At 64.0% G+C, this 16,339-nt stretch carries 19 protein-coding genes and 1 tRNA gene; 7 read left to right on the plus strand and 13 right to left on the minus strand.

Annotation, left to right across the window (positions count from 1 at the left end; translation table 11 throughout):
• Positions 1-60 precede the first annotated feature (60 nt).
• Both hpf and ptsN read left to right on the plus strand, forming a co-directional pair.
• A complete protein-coding gene (hpf, locus tag BRSPCE3_RS25275) occupies positions 61-660 on the plus strand; it encodes a ribosome hibernation-promoting factor, HPF/YfiA family (RefSeq protein WP_244068996.1) in 600 nt (199 codons plus the stop codon).
• 232 nt (positions 661-892) lie between these two features.
• On the plus strand, positions 893-1,354 hold the full coding sequence (gene ptsN, locus BRSPCE3_RS25280) for a PTS IIA-like nitrogen regulatory protein PtsN (RefSeq protein WP_139479410.1): 462 nt from the start codon (positions 893-895) through the stop codon (positions 1,352-1,354).
• A gap of 201 nt (positions 1,355-1,555) precedes the next feature.
• Here the strand turns inward: ptsN and BRSPCE3_RS25285 are convergent, their stop codons facing one another.
• Positions 1,556-2,161 carry a TetR/AcrR family transcriptional regulator gene (locus BRSPCE3_RS25285; protein WP_244068997.1) on the minus strand — a complete coding sequence of 202 codons (606 nt, stop codon included), beginning with the start codon at positions 2,159-2,161 and terminating at the stop codon, positions 1,556-1,558.
• Positions 2,162-2,540: 379 nt separating this feature from the next.
• Here BRSPCE3_RS25285 and BRSPCE3_RS25290 point away from each other — a divergent pair, with 379 nt between their 5' ends.
• The 3 genes from BRSPCE3_RS25290 (at position 2,541) to BRSPCE3_RS25300 (ending at position 6,183) form a co-directional block, all read left to right on the plus strand.
• Positions 2,541-3,344 carry an SDR family NAD(P)-dependent oxidoreductase gene (locus tag BRSPCE3_RS25290; RefSeq protein ID WP_244068998.1) on the plus strand — a complete coding sequence of 268 codons (804 nt, stop codon included), beginning with the start codon at positions 2,541-2,543 and terminating at the stop codon, positions 3,342-3,344.
• Between the two features lie 36 nt (positions 3,345-3,380).
• The gene (locus BRSPCE3_RS25295) at positions 3,381-4,511 is read left to right on the plus strand and encodes a DUF5938 domain-containing protein (RefSeq protein WP_244068999.1); all 1,131 of its coding nucleotides are present in this window, start codon (positions 3,381-3,383) and stop codon (positions 4,509-4,511) included.
• 142 nt (positions 4,512-4,653) lie between these two features.
• A complete protein-coding gene (locus BRSPCE3_RS25300; RefSeq protein WP_244069000.1) occupies positions 4,654-6,183 on the plus strand; it encodes an AMP-binding protein in 1,530 nt (509 codons plus the stop codon).
• A gap of 18 nt (positions 6,184-6,201) precedes the next feature.
• Here the strand turns inward: BRSPCE3_RS25300 and BRSPCE3_RS25305 are convergent, their stop codons facing one another.
• Positions 6,202-6,759, minus strand: coding sequence for a cytochrome P460 family protein (locus tag BRSPCE3_RS25305; RefSeq protein ID WP_244069001.1), 558 nt, complete (start codon positions 6,757-6,759; stop codon positions 6,202-6,204).
• Positions 6,760-7,073: 314 nt separating this feature from the next.
• Between BRSPCE3_RS25305 and BRSPCE3_RS25310 the strand changes: the two genes are divergently transcribed.
• Positions 7,074-7,421 (plus strand): DUF6665 family protein, encoded by a 348-nt coding sequence (locus BRSPCE3_RS25310; protein ID WP_244069002.1) that lies wholly within the window; start codon positions 7,074-7,076, stop codon positions 7,419-7,421.
• A gap of 78 nt (positions 7,422-7,499) precedes the next feature.
• Here the strand turns inward: BRSPCE3_RS25310 and BRSPCE3_RS25315 are convergent, their stop codons facing one another.
• The 8 genes from BRSPCE3_RS25315 to BRSPCE3_RS25350 all read right to left on the minus strand — a co-directional run bounded on the left by BRSPCE3_RS25315 (position 7,500) and on the right by BRSPCE3_RS25350 (position 14,705).
• Positions 7,500-7,766 (minus strand): DUF1150 domain-containing protein, encoded by a 267-nt coding sequence (locus BRSPCE3_RS25315; protein WP_244069003.1) that lies wholly within the window; start codon positions 7,764-7,766, stop codon positions 7,500-7,502.
• 50 nt (positions 7,767-7,816) lie between these two features.
• Entirely contained in the window at positions 7,817-8,242 is a 426-nt protein-coding gene (locus BRSPCE3_RS25320; RefSeq protein WP_092120814.1) for an Hsp20 family protein, read from the minus strand.
• A 171-nt stretch (positions 8,243-8,413) separates the two neighbouring features.
• Positions 8,414-9,496, minus strand: coding sequence for a sn-glycerol-3-phosphate import ATP-binding protein UgpC (locus tag BRSPCE3_RS25325; protein WP_244069004.1), 1,083 nt, complete (start codon positions 9,494-9,496; stop codon positions 8,414-8,416).
• A complete protein-coding gene (ugpE, locus tag BRSPCE3_RS25330; protein WP_244069005.1) occupies positions 9,496-10,344 on the minus strand; it encodes a sn-glycerol-3-phosphate ABC transporter permease UgpE in 849 nt (282 codons plus the stop codon). Before ugpE ends, BRSPCE3_RS25325 begins: the two co-directional genes overlap by 1 nt.
• Complete coding sequence (gene ugpA / locus BRSPCE3_RS25335) at positions 10,344-11,225, minus strand: sn-glycerol-3-phosphate ABC transporter permease UgpA (RefSeq protein WP_244069006.1); 882 nt, start codon at positions 11,223-11,225, stop codon at positions 10,344-10,346. Before ugpA ends, ugpE begins: the two co-directional genes overlap by 1 nt.
• A 68-nt stretch (positions 11,226-11,293) precedes the next feature.
• Positions 11,294-12,610: a sn-glycerol-3-phosphate ABC transporter substrate-binding protein UgpB gene (ugpB, locus tag BRSPCE3_RS25340; protein WP_244069007.1), complete on the minus strand. Its 1,317-nt coding sequence runs from the start codon at positions 12,608-12,610 to the stop codon at positions 11,294-11,296.
• Positions 12,611-12,852: 242 nt separating this feature from the next.
• Positions 12,853-14,058 (minus strand): CaiB/BaiF CoA-transferase family protein, encoded by a 1,206-nt coding sequence (locus BRSPCE3_RS25345; RefSeq protein ID WP_244069008.1) that lies wholly within the window; start codon positions 14,056-14,058, stop codon positions 12,853-12,855.
• 221 nt (positions 14,059-14,279) lie between these two features.
• On the minus strand, positions 14,280-14,705 hold the full coding sequence (locus BRSPCE3_RS25350; RefSeq protein ID WP_244069009.1) for an organic hydroperoxide resistance protein: 426 nt from the start codon (positions 14,703-14,705) through the stop codon (positions 14,280-14,282).
• 172 nt (positions 14,706-14,877) lie between these two features.
• Here BRSPCE3_RS25350 and BRSPCE3_RS25355 point away from each other — a divergent pair, with 172 nt between their 5' ends.
• Positions 14,878-15,339: a MarR family winged helix-turn-helix transcriptional regulator gene (locus BRSPCE3_RS25355; RefSeq protein WP_244069058.1), complete on the plus strand. Its 462-nt coding sequence runs from the start codon at positions 14,878-14,880 to the stop codon at positions 15,337-15,339.
• Between the two features lie 13 nt (positions 15,340-15,352).
• Here BRSPCE3_RS25355 and BRSPCE3_RS25360 read toward each other — a convergent pair whose 3' ends face one another.
• The 3 genes from BRSPCE3_RS25360 to BRSPCE3_RS25370 form a co-directional block, all read right to left on the minus strand.
• Positions 15,353-15,616 carry a GIY-YIG nuclease family protein gene (locus tag BRSPCE3_RS25360; RefSeq protein WP_244069010.1) on the minus strand — a complete coding sequence of 88 codons (264 nt, stop codon included), beginning with the start codon at positions 15,614-15,616 and terminating at the stop codon, positions 15,353-15,355.
• A 106-nt stretch (positions 15,617-15,722) separates the two neighbouring features.
• Positions 15,723-15,798, minus strand: a tRNA-Ala gene (locus BRSPCE3_RS25365).
• Between the two features lie 95 nt (positions 15,799-15,893).
• Positions 15,894-16,301, minus strand: coding sequence for a TIGR02300 family protein (locus tag BRSPCE3_RS25370; RefSeq protein WP_244069059.1), 408 nt, complete (start codon positions 16,299-16,301; stop codon positions 15,894-15,896).
• Positions 16,302-16,339 lie beyond the last annotated feature (38 nt).

The raw sequence follows: 16,339 nt of genomic DNA on the forward strand, positions 1-16,339 counted from the left end.
GCCCAGCAAGCATCATGCTCCTGCAAGAGTGACCGAGGCATCCAGCAATTGAGGCATCAAATGACCCTTCGAATCTCGGGAAAGAGCATCAGCATCGGCGAGGCGCTTCGTGCGCGCGTCAGCGAGCGCACCGACGAGGTCCTGCGAAAGTATTTTGATGGCAACTATTCCGGTCACATCACGCTGAGCAAGGATGGCTTCGGCTTCCGAACCGACTGCGCGCTGCATCTTGATTCCGGCATCACGCTGGAAGCCGAATCCAACGCCGCCGACGCCTATGCCAGCGCGGATGCGGCGCTCCTGATGATCGAGAAGCGGCTGCGCCGCTACAAGAGCCGGTTGAAGGATCGCTCGGCCCGCAAGACCTATGCCGCGACCGCAGCGCTTGCCGAATTGAATGGTGTTGGGCTCGACGCGCCGAGCTATATCATCGAAGCGCCGGAGAACGAGGACGAGGTCACCGAGTACAGCCCGGTGATCATTGCGGAGGCAACCACCGCGCTGAAGCGGCTGTCGGTGAGCGAAGCCGTGATGGAGCTCGACCTGAGCGGCGCCTCCTGCCTGGTGTTCCAGCATGGCGGCAGTGGCCGGTTGAACATCATATACCGCCGCACGGACGGCAATGTCGGCTGGGTCGATCCGCCGGCGGTGAGCCCCTGAGGATAGTTGGCCCATGGCATTGACGTCCGAAGCCAGCCCTGCTTATGGTCCGCCGCCTCCAGCAATAAGGGGGGCGGAACAGGGTTCGCAGGTGTTGGCACCGCCGATACGTTGGAGTAGAAGCCCTGCCAGCTGGACCCGGGCTAAGCCCGCATCCCACCTCAACTTCTTGACGCCGCCGCTGTAAAACCTATTTCGCAACCTGACGGTTCATTCACCTCGGAACGTCCCAATGCCGATTACCGATTTGGTCGCACCCGAGGCGATACTTCCTGCTTTGAAAGTCATCAGCAAGAAGCAGGCGCTGCAGGAACTTGCGGCGCGCGCGTCGGCGTTGACCGGGCAGAACGAACGCGCGGTGTTCGAGGTGCTGTTGCAGCGCGAGAAGCTCGGCACCACGGCGGTCGGCTATGGCGTCGCCATTCCGCACGGCAAGCTGCCGAAGCTCGAGAAGCTGTTCGGCCTGTTCGCACGGCTCGAGCGTCCGATCGATTTCGAGGCGATGGACGGCCAGCCGGTCGACCTGATCTTCCTGCTGCTGGCGCCGGAAGGCGCCGGCGCCGACCACCTCAAGGCGCTGGCGCGGATCGCCCGCCTGCTGCGCGACCAGGACGTCGCCAAGAAGCTGCGTGCCTCGCGCGACGCCCAGGCGATCTACTCGGTGCTCGCGCTGCCGCCGGCGAGCGCGGCGTAATCGTCCGCATCGGCGAATTCGTTCGCGCAACTGTCACCAGGACATAGCCTGCTTGTCACGTGATCGCGCACGACGATGCGCGATCGTTTCAACTTGCGTAGCCCGGATGAAGCGAAGCGCAATCCGGGGCAAATCCCGCGACTGGCGCGAATCCCGGATTTCGCTGCGCTCCATCCGGGCTACGAAGCATTCGCAATTCTCTCAGCAGATCGTCGGCAGCAGACGGCGGACCTCTTCGAGCAGATCCGGAACGGCCTTCTCATCATTCGCGAGATGCCTGAGCAGCGCGCTCTGGAACAGGCCGTCGAACAACGCGTAGAGCGCCGCCGGAGACGAGGCCGGCTTCCTGTTGCCGAGCTCGGCGTAGCGCGTGGCGATTCGCCAGATCATCGCTTCGAGGCTCTTGTCGATCTCGAGCACGTCCTTGCGAAACGCGGGCTCGAACATCGCCTGCGAGCGCAGGTCGTACCAGAGCCGGTGCATGCGGGCTTCGTCGCGCAACGTCGCAGCGAGCTTGGCGAGGAAACCTTCGGTCAATTCGTCGCGGCTTCGCGCCGTCGTCACCACCTCGTCATAGCGCGTCACGCATTTCGCCTTGTAGTGACGTACGCAGCAGCAGATCAGATCGAGCTTGTCGCTGAAGTAGTAGTGAAACACGCCGTGCGTGAATGCGGAGTTCTGCGCGATCTCGCGCAGGCTGGTGCGCGCGAAGCCGAGCTCGCCGAGCGTTTCCAGCGCCGCCTCCGCAAGCTCGATGCGCCGCGCGTTGAACTTCTCGTCGCGCAGCGCCTCGGACGCTACAGCCACCCGCTGGGCCGCTCCTGTCGCTTGCCGCGCCATTCCGTGCCTTTCCTGTCTCTTCCCTGCAGCAACTTATACCGCGCCGGACACGGCGTGCTCCATCTCTTCACAATCATCATCTTTGACACTTGTCAAATTCAGACTTGACAAGTGTCAAGTTCCTGGACGAGGGTTGCCGAAATAATTTGGACAACCGTCAAGACGGTTGACCTAACGATATCAAGGAGGAAATGCACTGCCGGGCGCGCCAACGCTGCGCCCCGCCGACGTCGGCCGCCACCACCATTGCGCTGAGACCATGCGACCGCCGGCCCGTGCTGCCGACGGCCACGGCACCGATCGAAATCGCCAAGCCAAAATCACCAAGCAAAGGGAGGACTACGTCATGAGTGGGAAGAGCCTTGAAGGCAGGAAAGCCCTGGTCACCGGCGGCGCCCGGGGGATTGGCGCGGCGATCGCGCAGGCACTGGCACGGTCCGGCGCCGCGGTGATGATCGGAGACATTCTCGACGACGCCGGCAAGGCCAGTGCCGCCGAGATCGCCAAGGCGGGCGTGAAGACCGGCTTTGCAAAACTCGACGTCACCGACGATGCGCAATGGGAGCGGGCCGCCGCAGCCACCGTCGAAACCCTCGGCGGCTTCGACATCCTGATCAACAATGCCGGCATCGAGATCACCTCGCTGGTGGCCGACATCAAGGCCGAGGACGCGCGCCGCATGTGCGACGTCAACATCGTCGGCACCGTGCTCGGCATGAAGCACGCCTTCCGCGCGATGCGGCCCGGCGGAGCCGCGGGCAAGGGCGGCGCTGTGGTCAACATCGCCTCCGTCGCGGCGACGATCGCGTTCCCGAGCATCGCGGTCTATTCCGGCACCAAATCCGCGGTCGACCGCATGACGCGGGTCGGCGCGATGGAGGCCGGCAAGCTCGGCTACGGCGTCCGCGTCAACTGCATCTACCCCGGCCTGATCCCGACCGACATGGGCCTGCAGCTCGCCAATGACATCGTCAAGATCGGCCTGGCGCCGGACGTCAATGCCGCCGTCGGCTCGGTGGTGGAGCAGACGCCGCTCGGCAAGCTCGCCGAGGTCACCGACATCGCCGATGCCGCGGTGTTCCTGTGCTCGAACGAGGCCCGTTTCATCACCGGCATCGGCCTGCCGGTCGATGGCGGCATGGGCATGTAGCAGCAAAGCCGACAACAAATATTTCGGAGGAACGCAATGAGCGAGAAGAAGCCCGTCATCGTCTATGGCGCGTCCGGCTACACCGGTCGGCTGGTCTGCGAATATCTGCGCGAGTACAACATCCCCTTCATCGCCGCCGGCCGCAGCGCCGACAAGCTCAACGCGGCGATGAAGTCGAACGTCGCCGGCATCGAGACCGCCGACTATGAGGTGGTGACGGTGCCGCACACCGCGGCCGCGCTGACCGAGTTGTTCAAGGGCGCCTCGGTAGTGCTCAACACCGTGGGCCCGTTTGCCAAATTCGGCGTCGAGGTGGTGCAGGCCTGCCTCGCGGCCAAGTGCCACTACACCGACACGACCGGCGAGCAGGACTGGCTGATCATGCTCGATCAGGAGTTCGGCACCAAGTTCGCCAATGCCGGCCTGCTGCTGGCGCCGGGCATCGCGCAGATGTACACCACCGGCGAGATCGCGGCCCAGCTGTGCCTGGAGACGCCCGGCCTCGACACGCTTGATATCGCCGTGTTCTGGGGCGGCAGCCCGACCATCGCCTCGACGCAGACCATCCTGGTCAACGCCGCGATGGCCAAGGCCTACTATCTGGAGCAGAACAAGTATGTCGAGCATCAGCCCGATGCCGGTCTCTACAACCTTGCGATCCCCGGCCAGCACGAGCTGGCGCTGGCGCTGCCCTGGGGCGGCACCTCGCATCCGGTGTGGTTCAAGCGCGATCCGCGCGTGGCCAACGTCAAGGTGCTGGGCGGCGTGTTCAACCGCGCCTTGATGCTCGGCGTGCCGCAGATCGTCGCCGCCGCGCTGGAGGCGACCAAGGGCATGAAACCGGACGAGCGCTATGCCGCGTTGGCGCAGACCGCCGCCGGCGTGATGAACACCATGCCGCCGCGCGAGAACCCGCGCGTCAACAAGTCGATGGATTCGGTGTACGCCTCCGGCCCGCTGGGGCGCGCGCACTGCGTCATCTACGGCAACAGCAACTACAAGCAGACCGGCATGCTGCAAGCCTTTGCTGCCGCATATCTGCTGCAGCAGCCGCCGAAGCGCACAGGCTTCGCCTCCGGCTGCCAGGCGTTCGGCCATCACGAGCTGCTCGGGCAATTGCGCAGCTTCGGTCTCGTCGGCAAGCCGGTGCTGACCGTGCATGATTGATCTTGAGCCCCGATCGGATCGGGGCTCAACACTGCCCTCCCTGAAGCGTTTTCGGCAAGCGAACCGATTGCCAGTTTGCTCGAAAACGCACCTTCGCGGGTGACGCAGTCGCGCGTCACCCGCCTCTTGCGCGGGACTTGCCATGCGCTTCATCGATTATCTCGACAAGGGTGCCTCGCTCGGTATTGATGCGCCATGCCTCACCATGGACGGCCGCGATCTCAGCTATGGCGAGGTACAACGGCTGAGTTACCGGATCGCGCGCGGGCTCGAGCGATCGGGCATCGCTCCCGGCGAGAAGGTCGCGATCCTGTCCGGCAACGATCCGCTTGCCTTCGCCTGCGTGTTCGGCATCTCGCGTGCCGCGGCGGTGTGGTGCCCGATCAATCCGCGCAACGAGGCGACCGAGAACAAGTTCATCCTCGACCAGTTCGATTGCAGCCTGCTGCTGTTTCATTCGAGCTTCGCGCCGATGGTCGACGCCGTCAGGCAGGATCTGCCCAAGCTGCGCGCGCTGGTCTGCCTCGATACCGAGTTGCCGTTCGCGTCGTCCTTCGACCAATGGCTCGGCGGGCTCGCCGATGATCTCTATCAGCGCGACACGATCGACGATCTCGCGATGATCCCCGGCACCGGCGGCACCACAGGCAAGCCCAAGGGGGTGATGCTCTCGGGGCGCAACATCGAGGCGATGACCGCGCTGACCCTGATGGGCTACCCGTTCAAGGGCCGCCCGGTCTATCTCGCGCTGGCGCCGCTGACCCATGCCGCCGGCGTGCTGTGTTTTCCGATCATGACGCTCGGCGGCCGCATCGTGATCATGCATCACCCTGATATCGGCGAGTTCCTGGCGTTGATCGAGCGCTATCGCGTCACCCACACCTTCCTGCCGCCGACCGTGATCTACATGCTGCTCGATCATCCCGGGCTCGATGCGGCCGATCGCAGCTCGCTGCAATGCTTCTGGTATGGCGCCGCGCCGATCTCGGCGACGCGACTCGCGGAAGCCTTGCGGCGGATCGGGCCGATGGCGCAGCTGTTCGGCCAGACCGAGGCGCCGATGATGATTTCGATGATGGCGCCGGCCGATCACTACAACGCAGATGGCTCGATCGCGATGGAGCGCCTTGCGTCCGCCGGGCGGATCGGCCCGCTGGTGCAGGCCGGCATCATGGACGGTGACGGCAAGCTGCTGCCCGCCGGATCGCGCGGCGAGATCGTGGTGCGCGGCTCGCTTGTCATGGACGGCTACTACAAGAACCCGCAAGCGACGCGCGAAGCCTCGGCGCATGGCTGGCACCACACCGGCGACATCGGTTACATCGACGGCGACGGCTATCTCTACATCGTCGACCGCGCCAAGGACATGATCATCACGGGCGGCTTCAACGTCTACTCGATCGAGGTCGAGAACGCGTTGCGTGCCCACGAAGCGGTGCAGGACTGCGCGGTGATCGGACTGCCCGACGACAAATGGGGCGAGCGGATCGTCGCCGTGGTGCAGCCGCGCGCCGGCCACATCGTCGATGCGGCGGCGCTGGCGGCATTCGTCAAGCTGCAGATCGGCAGCATCAAGACGCCGAAGCAGATCGAGGTCTGGGACGATCTTCCGCGTTCCAAGGTCGGCAAGGTGCTGAAGCCGGATATCCGCGCGCGGCTGACCGGGCGTTAGCTCCGCGCGATCCGGCAGCTACCTCTTGCCGTATTCGGTGAACACGTAGTCGCGGTTCTGCACCACGGTGTGGCACGCGTAACCGCACTTGGCGTCGTTCTCCTGTGGCGGATTGTCGGCCGTGGTGGCGGGCCTGAACACATCCGACGCCGGATCATACTCGAACGCGCCGTATCCCCAGCCGCCGCTATCCGCGAACCGCTTGCTGTCCTTCACCATGAAGTCGACGTCATGCTGGGCGCCCGGCACCGTCGGCTGGCCGGGATACGCCTCCTGCTTCTTCGGGATCCAGTGAATCTTCGCCATCTTGGCGCCATCCGGGAACGGCTTGCCGTTGCCGGGCACGCCCTCGCGGTAGGCGCCGATCATCGCCGGATTGCCCAGGATCACGGCGATGACGCCTTCGTTCTCGCTGATCGCGATCACGGGCCAGTCCTCGTATCCCCTGAACTCGGAGAACGCGAGCCCACCAGGCACTTGCAGGCTGTACTTGTCCTGCGCGGAAATCGCGACACCGGTCGCGAGGATGGAAATCGACACCGAAGCAACGAGATTGATCAGCGCGCTCTTCTGCATGGTCGCATCTCCTTCAATCGATCTGGCGGGGAATAATTCTTGCGGGAAATTCCTTTGTCGCACTGCCTTTCACGGGGACTGATTACAGCACGGAATTGGACGGGGCGAAATGGAGCCGCAGCCATCGTGCGTTGCCCAAGCTGCACAAACGAAAGGCCCAAATTGAGCGGACTGTGGCCGGCTACTGTGCATGGGGTTGTTTTCGATGTTTTTCGCCTGGTGTGATCGAAGGCGTGCGCGCCTATTGACAACCGGCCGGCGACGCCAGAAGACCGACGGGCGCAACATTGCGCATGCGAACCAAGGGATGACGGATGTCCCGCGATTTTCGCCTTGATCGCGTTCCGGTCGACGTTCTCGCTTACGAGCTCGCCGAGGAAAGGGCGAGTGCGCTCGGGCGCATGGGCCGCGCGCTGGAACAGGCCCTCGACAAGTTGCGCGCGTTCGACGCCGCCGGGCCGCGCGCTGAGGCGCCGGCATCCGCCCACCATGCGCGGCGCATCCTGGTGCGTGAAGCCGGTCACGCGCTCTGGATGTTCGTCGTGCAGCGGGAATCTTGCGGTATGCGCGACAGCCGCGCGATCATGCGCACGTACAATGTGCCCGGCGAAGTGCAACTCAGCATGGGACCGCTGCTCACCACGTCGACAACATCGTCATAAAAAAATGCGCGGGCCGCCTCGATCGGTATCGAGGCATGCCCGCGCATTGAACTCGCGGATGCTTGGTTCAGCCGTGTGTCAATGGACGCTGACGGCTTGCAGCTCGTTGCTCCAGGCGTTCGCGATCGCGGCTTCGCGGCTGTCGGTCAGCATGATCGGCGTGCCGTCGGCGGCATGCAGTGCGAACAGCTTGAGGCCCGGCGCGATCTTCGGCGCCTGCGGGAAGAGATCGGGTACGTCCTCGGAACGGACCTGCTTCACATAGGCGATATGGCCTTCGCCCAGATGAGCCAGTGCTTCCGGCGTGACGCCGTCGGATTGGTAGATGATACTCGCTTCACTCATGGTCTCGACTCCTCAGTCAGATAAGCGGTCGAGTCCGCTCGTTGTTTCTATTATTCGTGCTCATTGATAGCGATTGTCTTAACGACCCGTTCAGGTTCTGGCCTGGCCAGGTCGATCGACAACAGCCCGTTCTTCAGATCCGCGCCCAGCACCTGCATCCCCTCCGCCAGCACGAAGGTGCGCTGGAAGTGGCGCGCGGCAATGCCGCGATGGATGTACTGCCGAGCCTTGTCGTCCTGCTGGCGGCCGCGGATGACGAGCTGATTTTCCTCAATAGTTACATCGAGTTGGTCGCGGGTGAAGCCCGCTACTGCCAGCGTGATGCGAAGCCGTTCAGGCTGGCCGTTGGTACGGTCGCACCGCTCGATGTTGTACGGAGGATAGCCGTCGGCGCCCTTTACGACGCGGTCGAGCGCACGCTCGATCTCGTCGAATCCCAGAAGGAACGGACTGGACAACGATGGAACACGAGACATCACAAAGTCCTCTCGAAGCGACTTTGAGGGGCCCTTGCGGCGCCCCATGCAACCGGCGGGCCGCCTGGCCTGCCGGTCAGTGAGGGATATGGGGGCGATCTGGTTAGCGTTCAAGCAGCCCCGAAACCAGCCTAAACGCCCGCAACATGAGGGTAAATTCTTCCCGATCGGTTACCCTGCGACCCGCTTGCGGCCGTCGGCGGTAAAGAGATGCAGTTTGTCGCGCGGAGCGACTGCCCGGATCCGCTCGCCGATGGCAGGTCCGGTGGCGCCGGGAACCCGGACGATCACCTCCCCTGGCGGCAGCTCGCCCGGGTTGGCGGCAACGCCCTGCTCCTCGCGCTGGCGGCTGCCGTAGACGAAGGTCTCGGCGCCGACATGCTCGATCGCCTCGACCGTCAGGCCGAGCGCGATGCCGCCGGATGCGGTCTCGCTGGAGATCACGAAATCCTCCGGCCGGATGCCGACAATGCCGGCACCGTCGGCACCCGTGATCTGGGAGGTCAGCTCGTCGGAGCGCAGCGGCATCAGGTTCATCGGCGGAGCGCCGATGAAGGAGGCGACGAAAGTGGTCGCCGGCTTCTGATAGATATCCAGCGGATTGCCGATCTGCTCGACCTGGCCGCCATTCATGACCACGAGGATGTCGGCCAGCGTCATCGCCTCGAGCTGGTCGTGGGTGACGTAGATCGAGGTGGTGTTGAGCCGGCGCTGCAGCTTGCGGATCTCGACCCGCATCGCGATGCGCAGCTTGGCATCGAGGTTCGACAGCGGCTCGTCGAACAGGAATACCTTCGGCTGGCGCACGATGGCGCGGCCCATCGCGACGCGCTGGCGCTGGCCGCCGGAGAGCTGGCGCGGCTTGCGTTCCAGCATCGGCGAGAGCTCGAGCACGCGCGCGGCTTCCTCGACGCGGGTCCTGATCTCGGCTTCAGCCATGCCGCGGTTGCGCAGGCCGTAGGCCATGTTGTTGTAGACGCTCATATGCGGATAGAGCGCGTAGTTCTGGAACACCATCGCGATGTCGCGATCGGCCGGCTCGACCTGGTTGACGACGCGGCCGCCGATGTCGATCTCGCCGCCGGTGATGGTCTCGAGGCCTGCGACCATGCGCAGCAGCGTGGACTTGCCGCAGCCGGAGGGGCCGACCAGCACGCAGAACTGGCCGTCGCCGACGTCGACATCGACGCCCTTGATGGCCTCGAAGCCGCCGGGATAGGTCTTGCGGACGCTGCGCAGCGTGACGTTGGCCATTACTTCTCCGTCTCCACCAATCCGCGCACGAACAGTTTCTGCATCACGACGACGACGAACACCGGCGGCAGCATCGCGAGCAGCGCGGTCGCCATCACCACCGGCCATTCGGTCAGCGCATCCGTCGTCGTGATCATCTTGCGGATGCCGACCTGGATGGTCTGCATGTCGTCGCGCGTGGTGATCAGAAGCGGCCAGAGATACTGATTCCAGCCGAGGATGAACAAAATCACGAACAGCGCGGCCATGTTGGTGCGCGACAGCGGCAGCAGCGTATCCCAGAAGAAACGGAACGGGCCGGCGCCGTCGATGCGCGAGGCCTCCAGCAATTCATCCGGTACCGTCATGAAGAACTGGCGGAACAGCAGCGTCGCGGTGGCGGACGCAATCAGCGGCAGCGACAGGCCGGCATAGCTGTCGAGCAGATGCAGATCGGCGACGATCTTGTAGGTCGGATAGATGCGCACCTCGACCGGCAGCATCAGGGTGATGAAGATGATCCAGAAGATCGCCATCCGGAACGGAAACCGGAAATAGACGATCGCATAGGCCGAGATGATCGAGATCGCGATCTTGCCGACTGCGATCAAAAGCGCCATCACCAGCGAGTTCAGCATCATGTTGAGCACGGGCTCGCGGGTCGAGCCGCTCGTGCCGACAAACAGCGTCTGATAGTAGGTCTCGAAGAAATGACCGCCGGGCAGCAGCGACATCTGGCCGTTGGCGATGACGGCATTGTCCTGGGTCGAGGCGACGATCGCCAGATACACCGGGAAGGCGACGATCGCGATCCCGATCCACAGGATGAAGTGAGCCAGATAGCGCTGGAAGCCCTCCTCCTCGACCATCAGTAGGTCACCTTGCGTTCGACGAAGCGGAACTGGATGCCGGTCAGCACGATGACGATCACCATCAGGATCACCGACTGCGCCGCCGACGAGCCGAGATTGCCGCCGAGCAGGCCGTCGGTATAGACCTTGTAGACCAGCGTCTCGGTCGCCTTGCCGGGACCGCCGCGCGTCATCGTGTCGATAATGCCGAAAGTGTCGAAGAAGGCGTAGACGATGTTGATCACCAGCAGGAAGAAGATGGTCGGCGACAGCAGCGGGAAGATCACGGTCCAGAACCGCCGCATCGGACGGGCGCCGTCGATCGCGGCGGCCTCGATCACGCTCTTCGGGATGCTCTGGAGACCTGCGAGGAAGAACAGGAAATTGTAGGAGATCTGCTTCCACGCCGCGGCGAGGATGATCAGGGCCGCTGCCTGGTCGCCGTCGAGCAGCGGATTCCAGTCAACGCCCATGGCGCGCAGATAGCGCGACAGCACGCCGAGCGAAGGGTGCAGCATGAACACCCAGAGCACGCCGACCACCGGCGGAGCCACCGCATAGGGCCAGATCAAGAGCGTGCGGTAGAGCGTCGAGCCGCGCAGCGGCCTGTCGGCCATGACAGCGAGCAGCAGGGCGAACGACAGCGAGGACACCGCGATCGCGAACGAGAACGCGAAGGTGCGGACGATCGCCGCGAAATAGGCCGGGTCCTTGAACAGCTCGAGATAGTTCTCGAACCAGACGAAGCTGGTGGAGAGGCCGAAGGCGTCCTGCAGCAGGAAGGACTGGATCACCGCCTGCGCGGCCGGCCAGTAGAAAAAGATCAGGACGATCGCGAGTTGCGGGGCAACCAGCGCGTAAGGCAACAGCTTTGACTGGAAAATCGCTTGCTTTTGCATGATCTCGAAAGAATTGGCAGGCCGCGCGCTTGCGGCCTGCCGGTTGATCGCCTCAAGGCATCATCATGTCAGTGGACGGCGGTCTTTTCAAACTGCCGCAGCATCTGGTTGCCGCGCTCGACGGCGGAGTCCAGCGCCTGCTTGGCGGTCTTCTTGCCGGCCAGCGCCTGCTCGATCTCCTCCGACCACATGTCGCGCAGCTGCACCATGTTGCCGAGGCGCAGACCGCGGGAATTCTCGGTCGGCTCCTTGTTGGTGAGTTCGAGCAGCGGGGTCTCCAGATAGGGCTGGTCCTTGTAGAAGCCCTCTTCCTTGGCCTTGGCGTAGGCGGCCTTGGTGATCGGCAGATAGCCCGAGGCCTTGTGGATCCAGACCTGGCGGTCGGTGTCCGAGAGGAAGGTCAGGAACTTGGCCACGCCCTTGTATTCCTCGGCCGACTTGCCGCCCATCACCCAGAGCGAAGCGCCGCCGATGATCGAGTTCTGCGGCGCGCCCTTGACATCGGGATAATACGGCATCGGCGCGGCGGTGAAGTTGAACTTGGCCTGCGCCTTGACGTTGCCGAAGAAGGCCGACGAGGTCAGGTAGATCGGGCATTCACCCGAGGTGAAGCGGCCCTCTCCGGTGTTGGTGCGTCCGGCGTAGTCGTAGGTCTTGTCCTTCTGCAGCTCGACCAGGTTCTCGAGATGCTTGACCTGCAGCGGGCCGTTGAATTCGAGCACGGTGTCGAAGCCGTCGAGGCCGTTGGCCTTGCTGGCGAGCGGCACGTTGTGCCAGGCCGACAGCTGCTCGAGATTGACCCAGGTGACCCACGAGCCGGAGAAGCCGCAGGTGGCGTAACCGGCGGCCTTCAGCTTCTTGGCGTCCTCGAACACCTGCGGCCAGGTCTTCGGGATCTCCGCGATGTTGGCCTTCTTCAGCGCATCGAGATTGACCCACATCACGGTCGACGACGAGTTGAAGGGGAACGACAGCATCTCGCCCTTCGAGGTCGAGTAGTAGCCGGTGATCGCGGGCAGATAGACGCTTGGATCGAACTTCTCGCCGGCGTCGGCCATCAGCTTGTAGACCGGCTTCACGGCGCCGGTGGCGGCCATCATCGTCGCGGTGCCGACCTCGAATACCTGCATGATATGCGGCGCGTTGCCGGCGCGGAATGCCGCGATGCCGGCGTTCATGGTGTCGGCGTAGCCGCCCTTGTAGGTCGGGATCACCTTATAGTCGGACTGCGAGGCGTTGAAGTCGCTGGCCAGCTTGACGATGACGTCATTGTTGGCGCCGGTCATCGCGTGCCACCATTGAATCTCGGTCACCGCAAATGCAGGCGACGCGAATGCAAGGGTAGCAGCGGCTACAGCAGCAGCGCCTAATCGTCGAAAAATCATCAAAAGCCCCTCCCGGTTGGAACATCATCTTTCGTTGCGCGCGTTATCAGCGCCGGATGACGTTCAAATGACCGTATAAACGAAAGCCATGGTAGGGGGGAAGCCGAGGCGAAGGGAAGCGGTAAAAAAGGCGGAGATCGCCGCCGGCGCTGTGCGGTGCAACGCCGGACGCGACGTTGCACCGCAGGGCGATGCGCGGGCGCCGGTTCGATACGAGCGGCCCCCGGCTTTCTTATAATGCGCTAGCGCTTGCGCTGGGGACCGCAGACCACGCCCTTGTCGACCAGGCCGTTGATCTCATCCCTGGAGTAGCCGAACTCGCCGAGCACTTCCGCAGCGTGCTGGCTGAACTTCGGCGGCGTGCGGCGCAGGCTCGGCTTGGTGCGCTCGAGCCGGATCGGCGAGGCGACGCCCTTGTACCAATCCTTCTCGATGACGTCGCCGCGGTGGATCGTGTGCGGGTTGGTCAGCGCCTGGTCGATTTTCTGCACCGGGCCGGCCGGTAGGCCGGCGGCGAGCAGCCGATTGCACAGCGGCTCGGCCTCGTGCTGGCTGAACACGGCCGCAAGCTCGACCCGCAGCGCGTCGCGATTGGCGATGCGGTCCTTGTTGCGGGCAAAGCGCGGATCGGTGCCGAGCTCCGGTTTGCCGATTTCCTTGGCGAGCTTGCGGAAGGTGCCGTCATTGCCGACGCCGATGAAGATGTTGTCGGTCTTGGTCGGGAAGATCGCGTAGGGCACGAGGTTGGGATGCTCGTTGCCGGTGAGCGAGGGCGGCTTGCCATGCATGAAATAGTTCGCGGTGTGCGGATGCATGATCGCAAGCCCGGTCTCGTACAGCGTCGTCTCGATGAACTGGCCGAGCCCCGAGCGCTGCCGCTCCGACAGCGCCATCAGGATGCCGATCGCCGCGTAGAGCCCGGTGGTGATGTCGACCAGCGGCACGCCGATCCGCATCGGGCCGCTCTCCGGCGAGCCGGTGGCAGCGATCATGCCGGTCATGGCCTGGATGATCGCGTCATAGCCGGGATTGCCGCCGCGCGGGCCGTCGGCGCCGAAGCCGGAGATCCGGCAGTGCACGAGGCGCGGAAATTTCCCGCGCAACACGTCGTTGCCGATGCCCCATTTGTCGAGCGTGCCCGGCTTGAAATTCTCGATCAGCACATCGGCGGTCTCGAGCATCTTCATCAGCACCACGCGGCCGCCCTCGGAGGCGAGGTCGAGGCCGATCGAGCGCTTGTTGCGGTTGATGCCGACGAAATAGGCCGCGTCTTCCTCGTGGAAGGGAGGGCCCCAGTCGCGCACCTCGTCGCCGGCGGGCGGCTCGACCTTGATCACGTCGGCGCCGTGGTCGGCGAGGATCTGGGTGCAATACGGGCCGCCGAGCACGCGCGTCAGATCGATCACGCGCAGTCCGGTCATCGCGCCCGTAGCCGCTGGGGTATTCATGGAAGCAACCTTCGCTCAGTTGGGATCGGATAACGAGGTCCCAGAGCTAACGGTCTTCAGGCGGGGCAGCAATGCTTCCGTCGGCGCAGGCCCATGCAGCGGGCAGCGCGTGCGTTCGCCAAGCGAACCGAAAAGAGCGAACTGGCATCAGCAAGGCAATGCTCTCTTGAAACGCAATAGTCCGCCACGCGGCACGTGGCGGACTATTGGCAATCGGTGATTTAGACGACGCTCAGCTTGACGTCGACATTGCCGCGGGTCGCGTTCGAATAGGGGCACACGTGGTGGGCCTTCTCGACCAGCGCTTCGGCGTCGGTGCGGGACAGGCCGGGCAGCGAGACGGCGAGATCGACGGCGAGGCCGAAGCCGCCTTCCGAGCGCGGGCCGATGCCGACCGTCGAGGTCACCGAGGCGTCGGCGGGAACCTTCGGGCCGCCCTGCGAGGCCACGAACTTCATGGCGCCGATGAAGCACGCGGCATAGCCGGCCGCGAACAGCTGCTCCGGATTGTTGCCGGCGCCACCGCCGCCACCGAGCTCCTTCGGGGTCGTGAGCTTGACGTCGAGCGCGCCGTCGAGCGTTGCCGCATGGCCGTCGCGGCCGCCGGTTGCCTTGGCGCTGGTCTTGTAGAGCACGTTCACAGACATCGTGGTCTCCCTTGGGTTTGGACTTCAGTTTGAATTCGACGGGCGATGTATTGCACACAGTTAGATTGTGCACAATATAAAATATGCCGCCTCACATTTAATTGTTCGCAATTGAATTCGCGGCCCGGTGCGGCCACAATGACCCGGAAACGAGATGGATTCGATGGGAATCATGGTCAGGAAACAGGCGGCGGCGGATCAGGCGCTGCGGCTCGACAACCAGATCTGCTTTGCGGTCTATTCGACCGCACATGCCTTCAACCGCGTCTACAAGCCGCTGCTCGACCGGCTCCGGCTGACCTATCCGCAGTATCTGGTGATGCTGGCGCTGTGGGACCGCGACGACGTGCCGGTGAAGGACCTCGGCGAACGGCTGTTCCTTGATTCCGGCACGCTGACGCCGCTCCTGAAGCGGCTGGAGGCGGCGGAGCTGATCAAGCGGACCCGCAGCACCGAAGATGAGCGCGTCGTGCTGATCGCACTGACGCCGCAGGGTCAGGCGCTGCGCGAAAAGGCCAAGGCCGTCCCGCAATCGATCCTCGCGGCCTCGGATTGCACGGTCGGCGAACTGATGGCGATGAAGGACGAGATCGTCGCGCTGCGCGACCGGCTGAATGCGGTGCTGGGGGAGTAGGCGGCCGAGCTGGTCAGAGGCGCTTTTTGGCGAAGGCGCGGCCGCTGTGGGATTTGAGATATTTCTCGAATGCCAGGGCTTTGTATTTGTCCGGAAACGCGCAGTACCAGACGAGGTGCCAAGGCTTGAATTTTGCAGTGTGGGCGGACTTGCCGGCGTTGTGCTCGGGAATCCGTCGTTTCAGATCCTCGGTGGCGCCAACGTATTCCTGATCAGGGAAGTTGATGCTGCGGATGATGTAGACGTACCACATTCGCATCCACTGAAGCGCGGGCAACAGAACCCTTGGCAGTCCGTCTTCGCCCTTCGGGCTACGCCGGACACCATGCTTCGCCCCTCGGGCTCTGCGCGGCTGCGCCACGCGTAGCCCGAAGGGCGAAGCGTGGTGGAGCCAGGCGGGATCGAACCGCCGACCTCTTGCATGCCATGCAAGCGCTCTCCCAGCTGAGCTATGGCCCCTTATCCAGTTGGGACGATCCTGGGGGATCAGTCCCGGCCCGCGCGGCCTAGGCGACTCGCGCGGCAGCACCGTTGATCACAGATCGGCGCCGATCTCAAGTCTCTTCGTCGCCGCCGACGTCACCAATGATGTCGGTCACGTCCTCATCGCCTTCTTCCTCGTCGGCGATGAAGGTCGAATCGTCGTCGTCATCGTCATCGATGGTCTCATCGACCTCGATATCGTCCTCGGATTCGGGAACCTGGGCCTTGACCTTGCCGGTGTTCTCCTCGGCATCGGCCTCCTCGAGCGAGACCGTCTCTTCGGTCTCGGCCGTTTCGGGCATCTCGGCGGCGGTCGCCGGCGAATGCACGGGCGCGCTACGGCCCCGCGGCGGGGCAACCGGCGCGATCGGCACGACCTCGCCGGTGTAGGGCGAAATCACCGGATTCTTGTTGAGGTCGTAGAACTTCTTGCCCGTGGTCGGGCAAATGCGCTTGGTTCCGAGCTCGGACTTGGCCAACGTGGTCATCCCAGAATTTTGCTGAAAAACGGTGCTTC

It is taken from the genome of Bradyrhizobium sp. Ce-3, from assembly GCF_022835695.1.
In the GTDB taxonomy this organism is placed as follows: Bacteria; Pseudomonadota; Alphaproteobacteria; order Rhizobiales; family Xanthobacteraceae; genus Bradyrhizobium.

Bases quoted from the DNA above. Each gene is read 5' to 3' on its own strand.
- BRSPCE3_RS25320 (WP_092120814.1), bottom strand. From the start codon at position 8,242: ATGTCTCGTGTTCCATCGTTGTCCAGTCCGTTCCTTCTGGGATTCGAC.
- BRSPCE3_RS25310 (WP_244069002.1), top strand. From the start codon at position 7,074: ATGTCCCGCGATTTTCGCCTTGATCGCGTTCCGGTCGACGTTCTCGCT.
- hpf (WP_244068996.1), top strand. From the start codon at position 61: ATGACCCTTCGAATCTCGGGAAAGAGCATCAGCATCGGCGAGGCGCTT.
- BRSPCE3_RS25355 (WP_244069058.1), top strand. From the start codon at position 14,878: ATGGTCAGGAAACAGGCGGCGGCGGATCAGGCGCTGCGGCTCGACAAC.
- BRSPCE3_RS25350 (WP_244069009.1), bottom strand. From the start codon at position 14,705: ATGTCTGTGAACGTGCTCTACAAGACCAGCGCCAAGGCAACCGGCGGC.
- BRSPCE3_RS25325 (WP_244069004.1), bottom strand. From the start codon at position 9,496: ATGGCCAACGTCACGCTGCGCAGCGTCCGCAAGACCTATCCCGGCGGC.
- BRSPCE3_RS25315 (WP_244069003.1), bottom strand. From the start codon at position 7,766: ATGAGTGAAGCGAGTATCATCTACCAATCCGACGGCGTCACGCCGGAA.
- BRSPCE3_RS25345 (WP_244069008.1), bottom strand. From the start codon at position 14,058: ATGAATACCCCAGCGGCTACGGGCGCGATGACCGGACTGCGCGTGATC.
- BRSPCE3_RS25290 (WP_244068998.1), top strand. From the start codon at position 2,541: ATGAGTGGGAAGAGCCTTGAAGGCAGGAAAGCCCTGGTCACCGGCGGC.
- ugpA (WP_244069006.1), bottom strand. From the start codon at position 11,225: ATGCAAAAGCAAGCGATTTTCCAGTCAAAGCTGTTGCCTTACGCGCTG.
- ugpE (WP_244069005.1), bottom strand. From the start codon at position 10,344: ATGGTCGAGGAGGAGGGCTTCCAGCGCTATCTGGCTCACTTCATCCTG.
- BRSPCE3_RS25305 (WP_244069001.1), bottom strand. From the start codon at position 6,759: ATGCAGAAGAGCGCGCTGATCAATCTCGTTGCTTCGGTGTCGATTTCC.
- ptsN (WP_139479410.1), top strand. From the start codon at position 893: ATGCCGATTACCGATTTGGTCGCACCCGAGGCGATACTTCCTGCTTTG.
- BRSPCE3_RS25295 (WP_244068999.1), top strand. From the start codon at position 3,381: ATGAGCGAGAAGAAGCCCGTCATCGTCTATGGCGCGTCCGGCTACACC.
- ugpB (WP_244069007.1), bottom strand. From the start codon at position 12,610: ATGATTTTTCGACGATTAGGCGCTGCTGCTGTAGCCGCTGCTACCCTT.
- BRSPCE3_RS25300 (WP_244069000.1), top strand. From the start codon at position 4,654: ATGCGCTTCATCGATTATCTCGACAAGGGTGCCTCGCTCGGTATTGAT.